This window comes from Lentibacillus salinarum (assembly GCF_042679865.1).
GTDB classification, from domain to species: domain Bacteria; phylum Bacillota; class Bacilli; order Bacillales; family Amphibacillaceae; genus Lentibacillus; species Lentibacillus salinarum.
On record NZ_JBHTNH010000057.1, the window covers coordinates 1 to 14,921 of the forward strand.

The 14,921-nt window shown below is 37.6% G+C and carries 14 protein-coding genes; 5 read left to right on the top strand and 9 right to left on the bottom strand.

The features are described 5' to 3' along the window. Positions 1 to 561 precede the first annotated feature (561 nt). The gene (locus tag ACFQ4A_RS17315; RefSeq protein ID WP_382402646.1) at positions 562 to 765 is read left to right on the top strand and encodes a hypothetical protein; all 204 of its coding nucleotides are present in this window, start codon (positions 562 to 564) and stop codon (positions 763 to 765) included. A 480-nt stretch (positions 766 to 1,245) separates the two neighbouring features. Here the strand turns inward: ACFQ4A_RS17315 and cap4 are convergent, their stop codons facing one another. From cap4 to ACFQ4A_RS17335, 4 genes are read right to left on the bottom strand one after another with little or no spacing between them, the layout of a single operon-like run. Continuing rightward, positions 1,246 to 2,691 carry a CD-NTase-associated endodeoxyribonuclease Cap4 gene (gene cap4, locus ACFQ4A_RS17320; protein ID WP_382402647.1) on the bottom strand — a complete coding sequence of 482 codons (1,446 nt, stop codon included), beginning with the start codon at positions 2,689 to 2,691 and terminating at the stop codon, positions 1,246 to 1,248. After that, positions 2,692 to 3,165 (bottom strand): Mov34/MPN/PAD-1 family protein, encoded by a 474-nt coding sequence (locus ACFQ4A_RS17325; protein ID WP_382402648.1) that lies wholly within the window; start codon positions 3,163 to 3,165, stop codon positions 2,692 to 2,694. It lies immediately after the preceding gene. Further along, the gene (locus ACFQ4A_RS17330) at positions 3,158 to 4,867 is read right to left on the bottom strand and encodes a ThiF family adenylyltransferase (protein ID WP_382402649.1); all 1,710 of its coding nucleotides are present in this window, start codon (positions 4,865 to 4,867) and stop codon (positions 3,158 to 3,160) included. The genes ACFQ4A_RS17325 and ACFQ4A_RS17330 overlap by 8 nt, the downstream gene beginning before the upstream one ends. Next, positions 4,867 to 5,862 (bottom strand): SMODS domain-containing nucleotidyltransferase, encoded by a 996-nt coding sequence (locus ACFQ4A_RS17335; protein ID WP_382402650.1) that lies wholly within the window; start codon positions 5,860 to 5,862, stop codon positions 4,867 to 4,869. The genes ACFQ4A_RS17330 and ACFQ4A_RS17335 overlap by 1 nt, the downstream gene beginning before the upstream one ends. A gap of 463 nt (positions 5,863 to 6,325) precedes the next feature. Here ACFQ4A_RS17335 and ACFQ4A_RS17340 point away from each other — a divergent pair, with 463 nt between their 5' ends. Further along, on the top strand, positions 6,326 to 6,898 hold the full coding sequence (locus ACFQ4A_RS17340; RefSeq protein WP_382402651.1) for a recombinase family protein: 573 nt from the start codon (positions 6,326 to 6,328) through the stop codon (positions 6,896 to 6,898). Between the two features lie 287 nt (positions 6,899 to 7,185). On the opposite strand, the gene ACFQ4A_RS17345 is transcribed toward ACFQ4A_RS17340, so the two are convergent. The 3 genes from ACFQ4A_RS17345 to ACFQ4A_RS17355 form a co-directional block, all read right to left on the bottom strand. Beyond that, on the bottom strand, positions 7,186 to 7,593 hold the full coding sequence (locus tag ACFQ4A_RS17345; protein ID WP_382402652.1) for a replication initiation protein: 408 nt from the start codon (positions 7,591 to 7,593) through the stop codon (positions 7,186 to 7,188). Positions 7,594 to 8,698: 1,105 nt separating this feature from the next. After that, positions 8,699 to 10,510, bottom strand: a complete 1,812-nt coding sequence (locus tag ACFQ4A_RS17350) for a DNA primase family protein (RefSeq protein ID WP_382402653.1) — start codon at positions 10,508 to 10,510, stop codon at positions 8,699 to 8,701. A gap of 260 nt (positions 10,511 to 10,770) precedes the next feature. Then, positions 10,771 to 10,998, bottom strand: coding sequence for a hypothetical protein (locus ACFQ4A_RS17355; protein WP_382402654.1), 228 nt, complete (start codon positions 10,996 to 10,998; stop codon positions 10,771 to 10,773). A gap of 727 nt (positions 10,999 to 11,725) precedes the next feature. Here ACFQ4A_RS17355 and ACFQ4A_RS17360 point away from each other — a divergent pair. Beyond that, the gene (locus tag ACFQ4A_RS17360; RefSeq protein WP_382402655.1) at positions 11,726 to 12,232 is read left to right on the top strand and encodes a YcxB family protein; all 507 of its coding nucleotides are present in this window, start codon (positions 11,726 to 11,728) and stop codon (positions 12,230 to 12,232) included. 79 nt (positions 12,233 to 12,311) lie between these two features. On the opposite strand, the gene ACFQ4A_RS17365 is transcribed toward ACFQ4A_RS17360, so the two are convergent. Further along, positions 12,312 to 12,962, bottom strand: a complete 651-nt coding sequence (locus tag ACFQ4A_RS17365) for a hypothetical protein (RefSeq protein ID WP_382402656.1) — start codon at positions 12,960 to 12,962, stop codon at positions 12,312 to 12,314. A gap of 341 nt (positions 12,963 to 13,303) precedes the next feature. Next, positions 13,304 to 14,002, bottom strand: coding sequence for a hypothetical protein (locus tag ACFQ4A_RS17370; protein WP_382402657.1), 699 nt, complete (start codon positions 14,000 to 14,002; stop codon positions 13,304 to 13,306). A 382-nt stretch (positions 14,003 to 14,384) separates the two neighbouring features. Between ACFQ4A_RS17370 and ACFQ4A_RS17375 the strand changes: the two genes are divergently transcribed. Together ACFQ4A_RS17375 and ACFQ4A_RS17380 are read left to right on the top strand one after the other, a co-directional pair. After that, positions 14,385 to 14,528, top strand: a complete 144-nt coding sequence (locus ACFQ4A_RS17375) for a hypothetical protein (RefSeq protein WP_382402658.1) — start codon at positions 14,385 to 14,387, stop codon at positions 14,526 to 14,528. 31 nt (positions 14,529 to 14,559) lie between these two features. Beyond that, positions 14,560 to 14,808 carry a hypothetical protein gene (locus ACFQ4A_RS17380; protein ID WP_382402659.1) on the top strand — a complete coding sequence of 83 codons (249 nt, stop codon included), beginning with the start codon at positions 14,560 to 14,562 and terminating at the stop codon, positions 14,806 to 14,808. Positions 14,809 to 14,921 lie beyond the last annotated feature (113 nt).

The window sequence follows — 14,921 nt, forward strand, 5'->3', positions numbered from 1 at the left end:
AAATACATTATATTTTTCTTGGAAATCATTCATAACGGTCAACTCCCAGGTAATTTAATAGGTTTTTACCTAGTGTTGACACCTATATGAGGTTTTAGACTAAACACTAAATAGCGAAGAAGCAATTCATTCAAATCATGAACTTGTCTAGCAAGATTTTGAGTTTTAGAACTTACCCTCGCATAACCGATGATCATTAAAAAACACCTCTATATGTAATTCAATTATCATACAACCCTAATAATACACCGAAAACACCTTCAAATCAATGTTCATTTATGTATCGTTAGAGTGTACTCTAATTGAACAATAAAAAAGATTGAATGACAGCTAGATAGCTTGGTAAACTTTGCTTGTCTTTAACGGGAACAAAAGTTCTTTTTTATTGACTTAACTTAAATAAACGGGTTATAATATAATCAACCCCCTAAGGGAATGTATGTTCTAATTGACACCCTTTTATTTTGACCACCTTATAATGGTGGTCTTTTTATATAAATTACTGAAGAAAGTATATAATCGGTTATTTAAAGTTCATTATCCAAGAGAGGAAGAATAATTTTGCAGCTGTCTGATTTCGAAAGAAAATTAGTCACGGTTCTGCAACACGATAATAAAAAGGGAAAGGTGGCTTCTATTCGAGAATTAGAGATGCGTTTAGGGTATAGTTCAGATAAGATTCAAAAAAGCATTAATGATTTAATAAATAGAAATTGGATCGAGAAAAATAATGGGGAATGGATTATAAAAAACAAACTGTTTTAATTGTAATGTTGGTGTTTTGCATAATCCCTCAAAAAGGTGGAATAAATTGTTTGAAACTTCTTGTGTTGATCTTCCAATACAGAACGGGCGCTTTCTAATTCTGTTAAAGCGCTCTAATATGCGATATTGGCGCCATTCCTTATTAGAGAATAGTGCCCGTTAGCGGAAGACTCGAACTCAAGATAACACAAACTTTTAATTATATAAGTAAGTCCTTCTGAAAAAAATTCATTTCCATCTAGTACCTTTTCAACGAAAATGAGTCAGTAAAACAATCATATGGATTAGACATCGTTATAAACCTTTTCGTACATAAATTTAAATGGGGAGAATAACCTATTGGGTAATCGTCACCGTTAGTTATGTCTCGATATCAAGAGAATTATTTGAAATTTAACATTAGTAGTAACTGACCAAATTATGTATTCCCACGTTTTACACAAAGATTAAACCGGGTCAATTAGAGTTAGGTTGATTGCATTAAAAAGTGCATGTCGGCACATACTGCCCTGTATTTATCCATTCATAACACTGGACGGACGGCATCCCGTTCCATCGGTGACCTAAAAAGAGCGCTAAAAGAGCCGGCCCGGCATAAAATAAATGAACTTTCTCTGCATCCACTTTGGTAGCTGCAGCTTTAATTTCCTTTTTTAATTTGTTTACTACCAGACTAGCCTGCTCTGCAGTAGTTATTGGTGATTCTGTATGCATATAGAGTTTTGAAGAATAGCTTAGTTTTTCACCTTTTAAATAAGCTGTAACTTCATCGGAAATGCTGTCTCTTGTAATCCCTATTGTAACAATCAGCTGTTTATCCAAACCTTCTTCGAAATCAACTGCAAAGTCACATCCTGGAGTTTGGTTATTTGGATGTTTGTTTGTTGCCCAAATATCACCTTCTCTTAGCTCTGCTTCAATAGTAAATCCTGATACCGATGAAAATACAGCTCCTATTGCCATAGCTGAAGATAGTCTGCGATGCCCACTTAAATGAATCCTTTTAGAAGACCGGTTCTTTTCAATCCACTTTTTTGTTGCAACTATATTATTGTACATCTCTTCTGTCCAAACAGCTGACTCTGGATATTTTCTTTCCTTACCACCAAAAAAGGATTCCCATAAAAAATTTATTTTTCTGGGTTCTTCGGGCAATTCATTAATTTCTGTATGAATATGTACTTTTTGATCATGTGGTATAGTATCTTCACTAATAACTGAATGCATAGCTTGCTTTAACCATTGACGGAACACCGGTTTATTTTTTTGTGACCGGACAACGCTGTGCAACACATCAAATACTTTTTCTTGTTCACTTCCTCTTAAATCATATCCTGGGAGATGTCGAATGAATTCGATATTAAACATACCCTTTGCCTGTTCACTAAGTGATCCCCATTTATCCTCAATGGAAACCTTACGGAAAAGAAATTCTGCCATTTCTTCACTTTTGCCTAAGCCGATTACCTTTTCTTTATAATCTTCATAAGAGTTTTCAAACACACCTGATGTTTGACTGTAGAACGGATAAGGATCGCGCAACCTTCTCAATCCATTTATCAGAGGATGTAACTTTTCAGATAACCCTGTACAGGACAGTGTGAACCATCGGTATGTGCCCGGGCTGCCTTCGTCCATATTCTTAAATCGATCGATTTCTTCCCAAAATTCTTTTGGTATTATCCGATGGTCCTTAGCTTCAATCGCCTCAATCACTTCTCCTTTCTGAGGATCAAAAAATTTTGCTTCAATATCACCTACCGATTCCCAAATTACAGAAGAAAAACCCTCAAAAGATAACCAATGTGGAAGTTTGCACAAAATAAGGTACTCTTGAAAATCGAAACCAGAGGAAGCAATATCGCCTCCTGTAGATTCTTTTTCTAACAACGAGGGTGATTGCTTTCCATTTTCATTTTTCACCATTCACTCTACCTCCTCTCTTATTAAATCCCCTAGTATCATTGGATTTCCCGGTACAAAGATTGACACACTTCCCTCAACTTCCCCCTCATTCCTCTTTACCAATAAAAGCATAACGAAGTTTGCTCCCACAGTAGGATCGTTCACGATTTGCCACATAGTTTGCCTATCCCTTATACTCGGCGTTAGCTCGAAGGAGGGATGCGAGTGCCATTCCCCTAAATAATTAAATTTGGTGTAGTTACATTTTGTTTTATTAAAAAAATCAGTCAGATGATTTTTTAACGACTGGTGGATATGCCGAATAAAAGATACTACAGTCCCGCCTGATCGTTGGATGGTGAAATCACTAATCCGGAATACCCCTTCGCTGACATGTTCCCCTAAAAGCACACCTCCAATTTCCTGTGTCCCGGCTACTATTAACTCCTTCTTCAACTCCTGTTCAATTGCCTTAGGAAGGATAAGCTTAATCATCACTTTTCTCCAGTAAAGATGCAATAAAATCAATGGTTCTATTACGTTCTTCTTCATTTTCTACTGTTTCTGTTTCATCTGGTAGATGGTTAATATGGACAGGGCGTGTATCAAACGGCGCTTCGAATATCCAAGAATTTGACAAACCTATCAAGTACATTGAATAGGGATATATGGATTGACCAGGTTGTAAGACAGTATCCAACACAAAACGAGTAAGGTGACCAGCTATTATCGAAACATCGGCATCTGAAGCTACCATTACTTCTTCCTGCTGGTCTTCTGTTGCATACAATTCACGGATCTTAAATTCAAATTCGGGTAGATGCATGGTATATCCATTAAAGCCTTTTCTCATCGTCAGTGCATCCGGATCAGCTTTTGGTCGGCTTCTTGCAATTAATCCTCCAATCCCACCAGCAAAAACCTCACCCCAAACCATTGGCTTTCCATAGGTAGTCCCAACCGCTGACAAGAAATTAAATACTCTTGGGTTGGCTGTTGAATCTATGATCAAGTCGCAATTACCTAGCTTGGACAGTACCGTATTTAATGAGGTTGTTGCTTCTTGACCGGATAAATTAATTTTTGAAACTTCTACATCCACAGCAGATGATATATTCATTAATTGATTTTCTACTGCATCTACTTTATGGGAAGCAACACTTTTCCAATCCAAAGTATGACGCACCAAGTTCCCCGGTAAAAAGACATCGTCATCCACTAAATAAAATTTTCGGACTCCTGTCCTCGCCAATGATTGCGCTATCTTACTGCCTAAAGATCCCAAACCGACTAACCCAATCTTCTTTTCGTTCAAACCGACCAATTGATTGGGAAGTCTCTCTTTATGCTCTTCCGTTACCAAAGGAATGGAGAACAATTTTTCTTTGCTTGTACTACTCATTAGGACATGGGGATTGTTTTCATTATCCATTGCAATAATTAGTTTTTCTTCTGACAAAGGATTGATTGATTCCGTATCGTAATGTTGTTCCCATTGATTGATCGTATTCAACTTCTCAACTTCAGTTGACGATAGATCAGTCTTCAATAATAATCCTGTTAATTCATAATTAGGTTTAATATCGTCCGGTAAAGAAGTGTTTTCCCAAACACTTCCTTCAATGTCCTCTATTTCAAGCACATGCAAAACAGCTGTTTTACGATCCCCAAAAATAAAGACAAACTTTATGTTCGCCACATAATTTTCCTGTAAATTTGATATGATGTTCAGGAGTTCAGGTTCAACATGTAACCTGAATATTTTGTTTCTTAAATTTTGTCCTTGTGTTAAAAAGTGTCTGGAAATGACAAGATGCTTTTCCCCTGTCTCGCCTAAAGGATTTTCCATATAAATTAAACGGTAGGTACTTTCCAACATATTCGCTCCAGTAACAGATCGATACCAATTATCTGGTCCCCATTCCAGACACAAGGAACCATTTTCATACTGGTGAGACGACCAATCCGCCTCCTCCTCCATTGGTGTTACCATTGGCGGTGTCGATGGAAAAAAAGGTGGATAAGTTAATTTCACTTCATAAAGGTGCCCATGGGATTTTATTTTGGCTATCAATGCTAACCCATCATCCAAAATCCACTCTGTTTCCTCTAACCATGCTGCCGTTAACTGTAATTTTTCAATTTCATTCTTTTCCTTGATTAGACGACTTGTGTCCGATAAAAACCAAAATTTCATTAAGCAAACCCTCCAGGTTTATTTGGTTTTATCGGGCGGTCGGGAAAAGATAAAGAAGGTTCTACAGCATTCTTTAACAGGGAAGAAGAGTTTGCACTTTCGGTGGTTGGAAATCTCGGCCCGAAAATCTCTCGCCATAATTTAAGCCCCTTTTCTTTATCAGTTTCATTGATCGCTTTCCTTCCTTTTTCCGCATGGGATTTAACTTTATAATAAAATCCCTCAAATGCATCAAAAGTAATGCCGTTCATGACCGAATTACCCGGAACCCCAGGATCTTCAATGTGAGGCACCATACGTAACCCAATATAAAAAGCATACTTTTCTACGATTTTTTCTAAGGTCCCTACAAATAACTCATCATACTGCTTTTCGTCCTTATCCATGCATTCTGCTGCAATACATTCAATTACAAATCCTTTTGGTTTCTTAGCAATAGTAGGATTTTGCCTGCGCCACCATTTCATCAATTTAACTAGTGGTTTAAATCGCCCTCCACTATCCGTGTTTACTTCTGTTGTCCATTCTGTATGCTTGGGAGGGTCAGTCTCAACCCATTCCTCTTTCTTACGATCCGGAATATATAAAGTGCCATCCTTGCCATTGGGTGCAATAATCGGCACCACATCCATATCTACTTTATTTGTTTCAATTCCTACCGAGCGAGCTTGTTTCCGAATAGTTGAATATTTAGGTTTCAATGTATCGTACAGTAAATCAATGACCTCTTGTTGTTCATCGTCTTTTATGTGATTTGTCACCACAATTATGTCTACATCTGGACGAGAAACAATCCCATCTTTCTTCCTTGGTCTGATAGCCGTATTTCGTTTATATGAACCGGATAAGAAGTCCGTTTCACGGTAACTTTTGAATGTGTCATCATCTTTAAGGTACTTTCTTAGGTTTTCATGACCTGCGCTAGCATCACTTTTTGTAGTTTGGCTTGGTTCAATATCGCTTAAAAGCTTCCTAAACTGTGATTGTGCTCCCAAATAAATGACCTCCCCATTTTTCCATCACTCTCTAAATTCATCATAACACGAACATATATTCCCTAAAAGTTAAAATTCAATGATTCTTTTCGAAAACACCCATGTATGGTAAAGAACCGAGGGGATATGAGCGAATAACCCTCTTGGACAATCCGGCCCGAATGTTTAAGTATTTTCCTTGACAAAGATACTCTTCATCTTTTATTTACAAACTCTTACTTTAATAACAAACCCCTTTTCCTTAGAAAATGCGCTTTTTAATTGTATTCTATCAGAATTATCTCTAAAATTGTTAACTTTGACTAATATGAGTTGTATTAAAAACGAATGTTTTTGAAACAACATGGAATAACTTATTTTTTCTTAAATAACAATAGGATTATCAGTTTCAAAAGTTTATTCAAAAACTATGCATTTAAAACTACCTTTTGTGATACAATTTGACTTGAAAGGTGGTTATTTTATGCCTCAATACATTTATGGGTATGCGAGGGTCAGTACCCAGCAGCAAGATTTATCCCGACAGGTAGATTTACTGGAATCCTATAACTGTAATGAAATATTAACGGAAAAAATGACCGGGACCAAGGCTGATCGACCTGAATTAGAACGCTTGAAAGATAAAATAAGACCAGGTGACATGGTTGTCGTTGAAAGTTTCTCAAGACTCGGCAGAAGCACAAAGGATTTAATTAATCTGGTCAATTACTTTGAAGAGCATGATGTAAAATTGGTCAGCAACAAAGAAAACTTTGATACATCTACGCCGCAAGGAAGGTTGATGATGACCGTTTTTCAGGCATTCAGCCAATTTGAAAGGGATTTGATTGTAGAACGCACGAAAGAAGGATTGAAAAGTGCCAGAGCCAGAGGTAGAAAAGGCGGACGTCCAACAGTGAATCAAAAAGACATTACTAAGGCCATCAAACTGTATCATACCGAGGAATACAGTGTGAAAGAAATTGAAGAAATGACCGGAACCAGCAAGGCTACGCTGTACCGTTATTTAAGTAAGGAAGGGAATGAAAGTTCATAACTCACGATTTTTGTTTATTAAAAGAATCAGGTGCAAAACAGCACTTTAAATTAGTGCAAATTAACGTTAAAAGTAATAATTCAAGAGTAGATATTATTAATTTTGATTTTGGCGGAATTTGAATCAATGTAGAGTGAGAACATTAGGCGTTGCATTACATCTAACCAGTCAACATTCAGCGTTCCTCCTTTTTCATGTCGAGTATATATTCCTATTCCAGCGCAAAATCACAAGAGTCCATGCGCATCAATCCCTAGATCCCGCAAGCCTGTAGCTTGCGGTCACAATCAAGGGTATAGCTTTAATGTTTCGGCGTTCATGAGATACGGCTCGATCACATCATTGAATTGAATATGTACCATATCGTCTTCATACACGATCCCTTTAAACCAAGGAAACCAACCGGATTGTAATTCCGTTTTAATCATGATGTTTTTCTTCGTGAGTTCGTCCATTATTTTCTCCACTTTGGCATGATAATCATTACCGGAAATACCTGCTACTTTTATGAACTCTGAGATTGTAAACGAAACATCGGGAAAAGATTCGGGTGATTTACTAACTTTACCGGCAGCATATCGGATGATTTTATGCTCGGTTGCTGTCAACTCATCCTCATAAATCGCTTCAACCAAATCATTTGATTGATAGATTTGCATTTTTTTCTCTGTGTTCTTCTCTTTCGAATTTGTCATGATGATACACAACCTTGTCTTAAATTTATACATTCTCATATTATGCCATAATATGAGGCGCATTTCGACAGATTCAATGACAAGTCACAGATTGAGGATGGACATAGAACAATAGCAAAAGGACAGTAAAGGAGTGAATCATATGCCCGCAACTGCCCGAAATCCAAAAGATCCAACATTAGAAGAATTAATGGCGGGGGTCACAAAAGAAAAATCAGCATGAAGAAATTGATTGGGGGAAGCCAGAAGGGGAAGAAATCTGGTAATAATACTTATGTGTGATACTTCCATAGATTATGACAAGCCAAATCGATGCGAGTGAACCCGCATCGGTGTCGTCTACTATTTATTGACATTGAAAACTTAAATACCTCACGAATAATAAGAACAAAAATTCTAAATACGAACGTAAATCAAAATAGATTATTCTTCTTATCCACGTAATGATGTACTTTGTATTTATATGCGGCCCTTTTATGTGACCGTCGAAGCAGTGAAATTGGGCAAAGACCCAATGAAGCTTATTTGTTTGGCTTTATTTTTGCTCATGAGTTTCCCAACCTTTTCCTGAGTTTTTGTTGCGAGCCCGGGTTGTTGGTCTCTCTTTTCCATGTGGGGATTCCTTTTAGGTCATAGTCTCTCTAAGAAACCAAAGGTATAATACCTTGTGACTTAGGAATTATGTGGTTCTCACAGGTAAAAAGTGGGGTGGTGATAAGTCTTTCGTTAATTTCAGATTTGTGTCAGTTGTGCCAGTTTATTTCAAGAAGTTTTTTTATATTTATATATTTGCTTTTTTATTTTTTTATATAACTTTATATAAAAAACAGGCACAACTGGCACAAAAATATAAACCACTGAGCCAGTAGGATTTTAGTGTGAATATTTGTGCCAAAATGCAATTTGAAACAGGCACAAGACGGGCACAAAACGACGAGATGGGCACAAAATATAAAATATATTATCAACCACGTGATATTTTCTTGTGATTTGTGCCCGTTTAAGTGTAAAAATACGAAAATGCGCCCGTTTTGTGCCAGGAATTACTCGTCATTTTGGCACAAAAAAAGACTAGAGGTTCCATCCTCCAATCTTTTTATGTGACTTATATACGTTCTAATCCCTTATACGTATCTTTGCGTTTTGAGCTCACTATACCATTACTTAATCTTTGTTCATCGTACGCAAGATAGTTCCACGGACCAAGGTTGCCCCTACCATCATTTTTATACAAACCATATGTTTTTATCAATGGTTCCCCTTTATCCATCCTACCTGCTGACCTTACCGATTTTTTACGACTATCCACCCATTCGCCTTGTGACTCTATAATCGGGACAAGGTTATCAAAAAACTCACGTTTTTTCAGCGTCTTACCATTTGGGTTATTCATAATCCGCCATTGCTTGTAAACATCATATACAAACTGTGTCGGTAATAAAGACCAAGCCCACTCATTTTTTAGTTCGTTCCAAAAATCCAATACAGGGTCGTTATTTTCTTTGTAATCCGATAACAACTGAGCTGAGGCACGTGGCAGGATGAACTCCTCAAAGTCTAAACTCAATGCCTTGTGTAGCACGTATTCCAATACGTCTCTCCGATTGATATAATCATCTTTAATGTATTTCCTTTCGCCATTGTTTGTGAATGATTTCAGAAACGGAACCGGAAGAATGCGGCGATAGAACGAGTCTGTTTTATCCTTCGTTTTTGGCATACCATTCATCATCTGAATATTCGTACCTAAGAATTTCATACGTAACATTGACTTGTGTTTTCTGTTAATGTTTATATCATCACCTGTTATACTCGCTTTGAAGTCTTTAGATGATTCTAAATACGTATTCACGTCGTTTTCGTCCGCTATGTTAGCCGCTACACCTAACAGAGTATCTTTCGAAAATTCATGGTTGAAATCCGCAACGGATAACGAAGCGTAGTTTCCTTTCCCGAGTAAGTTTTTAATTAACTGACCAAGTGTACCTTTACCGTTATTTCCTTTTTCCGAATAAAACCATATACTCTTGTGGCGGGAATGGTTCGGCTGCAAGCAGTCCGCAATAACCTGCCATATTAGTTCTATGACTTCCTGGTCGCCGTTGAATAAGTCTGTCATCCAACTTTCCACGTCCCACTGATAACCATCCGGTGCTGTATACACAGGGTTTATTGGGTGTGGTTTATAATCCACCGGGATTTTTGTTAGATACACGTACTCGGCGCTGAACGGCATCAGCTGCTTCGTTTCCTGATTATAGATTCCGTTGTTTACCGCGAACAAGTGACGCTTCTTCGTCTGCTCGACTGTCGGTACTGCCCGCTCGATCTTGTACACTACCTCATCCATTTCGCGTTGCTTAAAGTTAGGCGCCAGCCGCTCCATTATCTCATAAAGAAACGCCCTGCTCGGATTGTAAACCCCCATCTTCGGGGAATCTTTGTTGTGGTCATATATTGCAAGCAGTGTGTCGTCAGGTCGCTCCGTCATCTGTATATTTCTGAGTGTGAAAATAGACATCATGATCACTGCTACTTCATCGAATTCTATTTTCGTCGGGACGTGTTTTTTTAACGATTTCGCGACAGTCATGTTGTATTCTTCCACACTCTGTATCTTGGACATCAACGCATCTTCGCCGACACGCAGTAAAAACTTTTTATTAATTTGTTCCGGAGGGTTCAGATTGTTCAAAAATCGCGAAAGGTATTTCGGGATGTAAACATCATCCGGCAACTGCACACGGTTATTCGACTGACCGTCATCGTCGCTGTTTCCTGTAACATTTCCATTATTATTTCCACCATTACCACCGGTATTATCACCTACGGTTACAGCGTTATATCCATCTTCGTTCTTGACTTTTTCAGAATTAGTGTTATTATTAGTAGTAACTATAAAGCTCATATCGGGCATATGATGCCACCTCTCATATTTTTTGTTTGGTGTTGCGTTTCGTACAATTCGAAGCAAAGTAGTTCTGACCCTGGCACGGTCAGTAATCGAAACTCGAACGTTTACGTCTAGCTCCTGTTGCGAATGTCGCTTCAAGGGGCTATTTTTCCCTTTGTTTCTGTTTGTCAAAAAGGATTGTTAGATCCATTTCTTCCTCACTGAGCTACATCACCATCATCCCTCCTCTGCATAAACCATCGCAGTAATTAGCTCGGCTTTTGTTATGGCTGCGCTTGGTGGACTGGTCGTCCATCTATTTGCACTTGATGATGATAGCGCTGCTCCGGAAAGATTTTCTCGTGAAGTTTTTCGATTGCCAAATCCACGACGTCCTGTTTGTGTACACTCCCAAGTGATATTTGTCCTTGAAAATGTCCTATTAATTCATCAATTTTAGTTGCATTTTCTTCCTTAATACGAACGCTTGTGAAAATTCTACCATTCGGCATATTCAAACCTCCTTTTTCTTTGTTACTACAATGATAAGCCATGATACTAAATGTCATCAATAGTCCCCTGAGAACATTTGTTCACATGAATATACAAAAAGTTTAAAAAAAGTCATTGACAAATCTCTCTATCTATGAATGAAGCGATATACGTTTTTTTAATTACCTAGATCCCTTGAAACATTACTTCGTTCATCAAAAAGGTGGGTACAGTGAAACAAGAATTTCGCGTTTTTAACTTCTCACGTATTTAAGAAATTCATCCTCTGGTTGAAACCACTTCCTCCTGGAGATACTTCACTTCACCCACCAATTTCATGAATGCATTAGCAGGGGTGATTACTTCATTCTGATCGCCATCCGTATCGATCGTGAAGGGTTGTCCACCTTGAAGCATAAATCTATACCAATAGTGCTCACAAAGTAATCAAGCTACTGAGCGGTTCGCCTTACTGTGAGCGCTGTTGTAGTTCAATGAACCTGAAGAAAATTAAACACCGGTGCGGAATTCCGCACCGGTGTTTTGTTGTAAACCTTTACAAAAGATGGATGACTCTTTGGTCGAACTACTTAATTAACAAACCTCTTAGTGGTATCAAGAGCTTGTCTAATACTTTTTTCTCAGTTGGAAAATATATTTTAGAAATAATATTCTGCACATGATCCATGTCTTTATGTTAAAATTGAAAATATTAGACTAAGTAAACAAAAAAAGGAGAAGTTCCCTTTGATTGCTACATTCAATATCTTTGCTGAAGATTTAATTGCTCAGCAAAGGAATGCTGTAAACAACACTAAATTCCATAAAAAGGGTAGGGTGATGCAGATAATCGTATCAATTTCATTGGTTATGTTTGTTTTAATAATGGCTGGATATTCAACATATTTTGTTATTTTTGGGTTTATTTTGTGTTTAATTCTCATTCCTCTGATATGGAAGTCTTACGAGCACGCCATTCTAACTCGCTATAAAAAAGATATTATTAAACAACACAAACACAAAATAGGCTCCTTCACTTTGAGATTATCAGAAGAAGAATTAATCAAAGAATCCCATAATTTAACTGAAAAGTTTCGATGGGATGAATTAGAAAGACTCGCAGAAGATGAGGAGCGCTATTTCCTATACTTTACAGATCTAGCTGCAATCACAATAAAAAAAGAACCTGACAACATGAATGAAGAACAGGTTATGGATTATCAATCGTTTATAGAATCAAAGTTAAGGAAATGATACAGGTTTAATCATACGAAATCGTCCAAAAAATTGAAAACGCGTTGACCAAGATAAAACAATAAAGTATGATGTTTCACTACTGATTAATTAAACCATAATGTTCGAGAAATGCTTGTTCTTCTTCTTCAGTGGCCAAACGGTAATTATCTACTTCTAAGAAGTCTCGTAGCTCTTCAGGTGGGTTCGACACCTCGAGCAAAAAAGTTTTATGAACTTCAATTAAATTACTAAAGTCTCCGTTTTCCCACTCTGTTAAGAATTCTTGAAAGTATTCATGCGTTTCTGCATCTAATTCTAAACCCTCAATGTGATTTTTCAAATATACTATATTATCTTCTGTTAAAGCTGCATAATCTGATGGGGTTTCAAATTCTCCCAATTGAGAAGGATATACCGGTGTAAAAGGAAAGGTCGGAGCGTCATTACCTTTCAATTCTCTGACTCTCTTTGATTCAACTTTTTGAGAAGTCATCTGAACAATTTCTCTTTTAACATCTTCGATCGTTGTCATACTCCCAAAATTGTCTTTAGTTTCGTTAAAGCGTTCTTGTGTCCAATCTTCCGGAATTGTTTCGCTATTAATTTTGGTTTGTGATTCTGAGTCCTCTACAAACTCTGGGGTTTCTTGGCTAGTTGTTTCTGCTTCTTCATCTGATGATAAAACAACATAAGATACTCCCCCAATGAATAATAATACTATTAATATTATCGCTGGTAGCTTTTTCATTCCCTTTCTCCCCCTTGTTTTTTTCTAATTATTACATAAACTTCTTAATTTGGGAACTAACGCAATCGACGACTCCGATATTATCAACATAGGCGTTGATTATGTTGCTGCGAATTACCCGTGGACAAGCGCCGGGTTCTGGTGGGACAATAACAACATGAATGCACTATGTGATACAAACCCTTCCGTTTCTGAAGTGACATTGAGAGTCAATGGCGGATATAACGGTCTATCAGATCGTCAAATGTACTATAATAGATGCGTGAACGCCATTTAATAAATTAAATTAAACTAAACAAAAAAGTGGCGATTTGTCTTGAATAAGACCGCCACTTTTTTTATTAATCCATTTCAATTTTTTCGATGTACTCAATAATTTTTTCATTGCTTAAGGCTTCAATTTCCACTTTCTCTGTGTCGTTGACAATACGCTCCGTGGTATTTTTTATTTCCTCTTTATCCACTTCCCCGCCCAACCTTTCATTCCAACGTACAGGTACTTTATATCTATCAATGGTACCATCCCCATTCCCGCTGTATGTGACCGCTCCATCTACGACGCGGGTGCCCTTCAACATAATCACATCTTCAGGGTAGGTAGCACTTACATCTTCGTGTTTAGGATTAAGCGGCGTACCAGCAGACTTTTTTATAACATATAATTTATCGATCTCCGGGTTTGGTCCTAGTTGGTGCCAGATTCTTGCGTATTCTATTTTCTCAGAAGAGTATTGAGATAAATCAACATCTTCATCGCTAGATCCATCTTCCGTTTGTGAGGAGGCGGTATTGGGTTCATCGTTTTCTAATTCGTTTGATGAATGATTACTGGAATCGCTCTCTTTTGAATCAGTTGTGTCCGCTGTGGACTCTGATTCATCTTCTTCCGTATCTGATGAATTCTCATCCGTTTCAGAATTTATGACAGAGTCGTCTTGCTCGGTATCTGCTTCTTCGCTCTCAGAATCTTGACAACCTGTGAAAATCAAAGCAATTAAAAGCAGACTTGTAAAATAAAGCAGCACTTTAAATTTTCCCATTCAACCTACCCATCCTTTCCCATTAATTCTTTTTTTTTCTAAATAAAAATATATGTATTCGGGCGGAAAAAGAAAAAATTTCCGACCCAACATACATCGTATTATCTATCATCCAAAATAACAAGATTTTTTGTGATTTTTCTGCAATCCCTGCACGAAATGTCTCAGCGTATAAAGCAACACACAATGTGCCGTCTCTTATGTAGCATGGAACCGCCGCGGTGCTTCATTAAACCGACAGTCTTTTAACGAGATTGTCGGTTCTTTTTTTTATAGTCACGCGTTACCGGTGATAAATCAAAACCAGGAAAACCTCGTTGCTACACGGCTGTTCCGCAACCAACAAAACGCGTGACATCATTTATAAAAGGAGAGGTCACACATGAATGCAGGATTCGCCAAACTAATTATATCTATCAAAAAATCGATTCAACAAGACATGCCGAAAAACAAAACGGATTGGGGTTATCTATGCATGTTCACCGGTGCGCTTGTGTTTTTATATGTTTCGCTTATTAATGCTTGAAAAATATTAAATCAATCAGGAGTGATACTAAATGGAACCAGAAACATTAACGTTCGAACTAAACAAACCCTATTTCGTGATTCCCGAACTGGAACTCGATTATATAGCCAGCGAAGACAAAGACCTTGCTATACACGAGCTAGAGCAATATATCCAGTGTGAAAACGCCACGCCAAGATCAGGCGCATCCGTGATTCAGTCTGGCGATATGATCTATATTCCAAGCACACGGACGATTGACTATGCAGACATGATGTTCTATTATGCGGACGCATGCTAAACCGGTAACCTTATGATAATAGGGTTACCGGTTCTTTTTTGTAAAACTGACCGTAAAAAAAATAACCACTCCTGTCAGTTTATTTTTTGTTTGCAAATCGTTTTTTCGTGTTA

Coding starts and splice junctions, on each gene's coding strand:
- ACFQ4A_RS17380 (WP_382402659.1), top strand. CDS start 14,560: ATGGAACCAGAAACATTAACGTTCGAACTAAACAAACCCTATTTCGTG.
- ACFQ4A_RS17340 (WP_382402651.1), top strand. CDS start 6,326: ATGCCTCAATACATTTATGGGTATGCGAGGGTCAGTACCCAGCAGCAA.
- ACFQ4A_RS17355 (WP_382402654.1), bottom strand. CDS start 10,998: ATGCCGAATGGTAGAATTTTCACAAGCGTTCGTATTAAGGAAGAAAAT.
- ACFQ4A_RS17345 (WP_382402652.1), bottom strand. CDS start 7,593: ATGACAAATTCGAAAGAGAAGAACACAGAGAAAAAAATGCAAATCTAT.
- ACFQ4A_RS17375 (WP_382402658.1), top strand. CDS start 14,385: ATGAATGCAGGATTCGCCAAACTAATTATATCTATCAAAAAATCGATT.
- ACFQ4A_RS17350 (WP_382402653.1), bottom strand. CDS start 10,510: ATGCCCGATATGAGCTTTATAGTTACTACTAATAATAACACTAATTCT.
- ACFQ4A_RS17325 (WP_382402648.1), bottom strand. CDS start 3,165: ATGATTAAGCTTATCCTTCCTAAGGCAATTGAACAGGAGTTGAAGAAG.
- ACFQ4A_RS17365 (WP_382402656.1), bottom strand. CDS start 12,962: ATGAAAAAGCTACCAGCGATAATATTAATAGTATTATTATTCATTGGG.
- cap4 (WP_382402647.1), bottom strand. CDS start 2,691: ATGGTGAAAAATGAAAATGGAAAGCAATCACCCTCGTTGTTAGAAAAA.
- ACFQ4A_RS17330 (WP_382402649.1), bottom strand. CDS start 4,867: ATGAAATTTTGGTTTTTATCGGACACAAGTCGTCTAATCAAGGAAAAG.
- ACFQ4A_RS17370 (WP_382402657.1), bottom strand. CDS start 14,002: ATGGGAAAATTTAAAGTGCTGCTTTATTTTACAAGTCTGCTTTTAATT.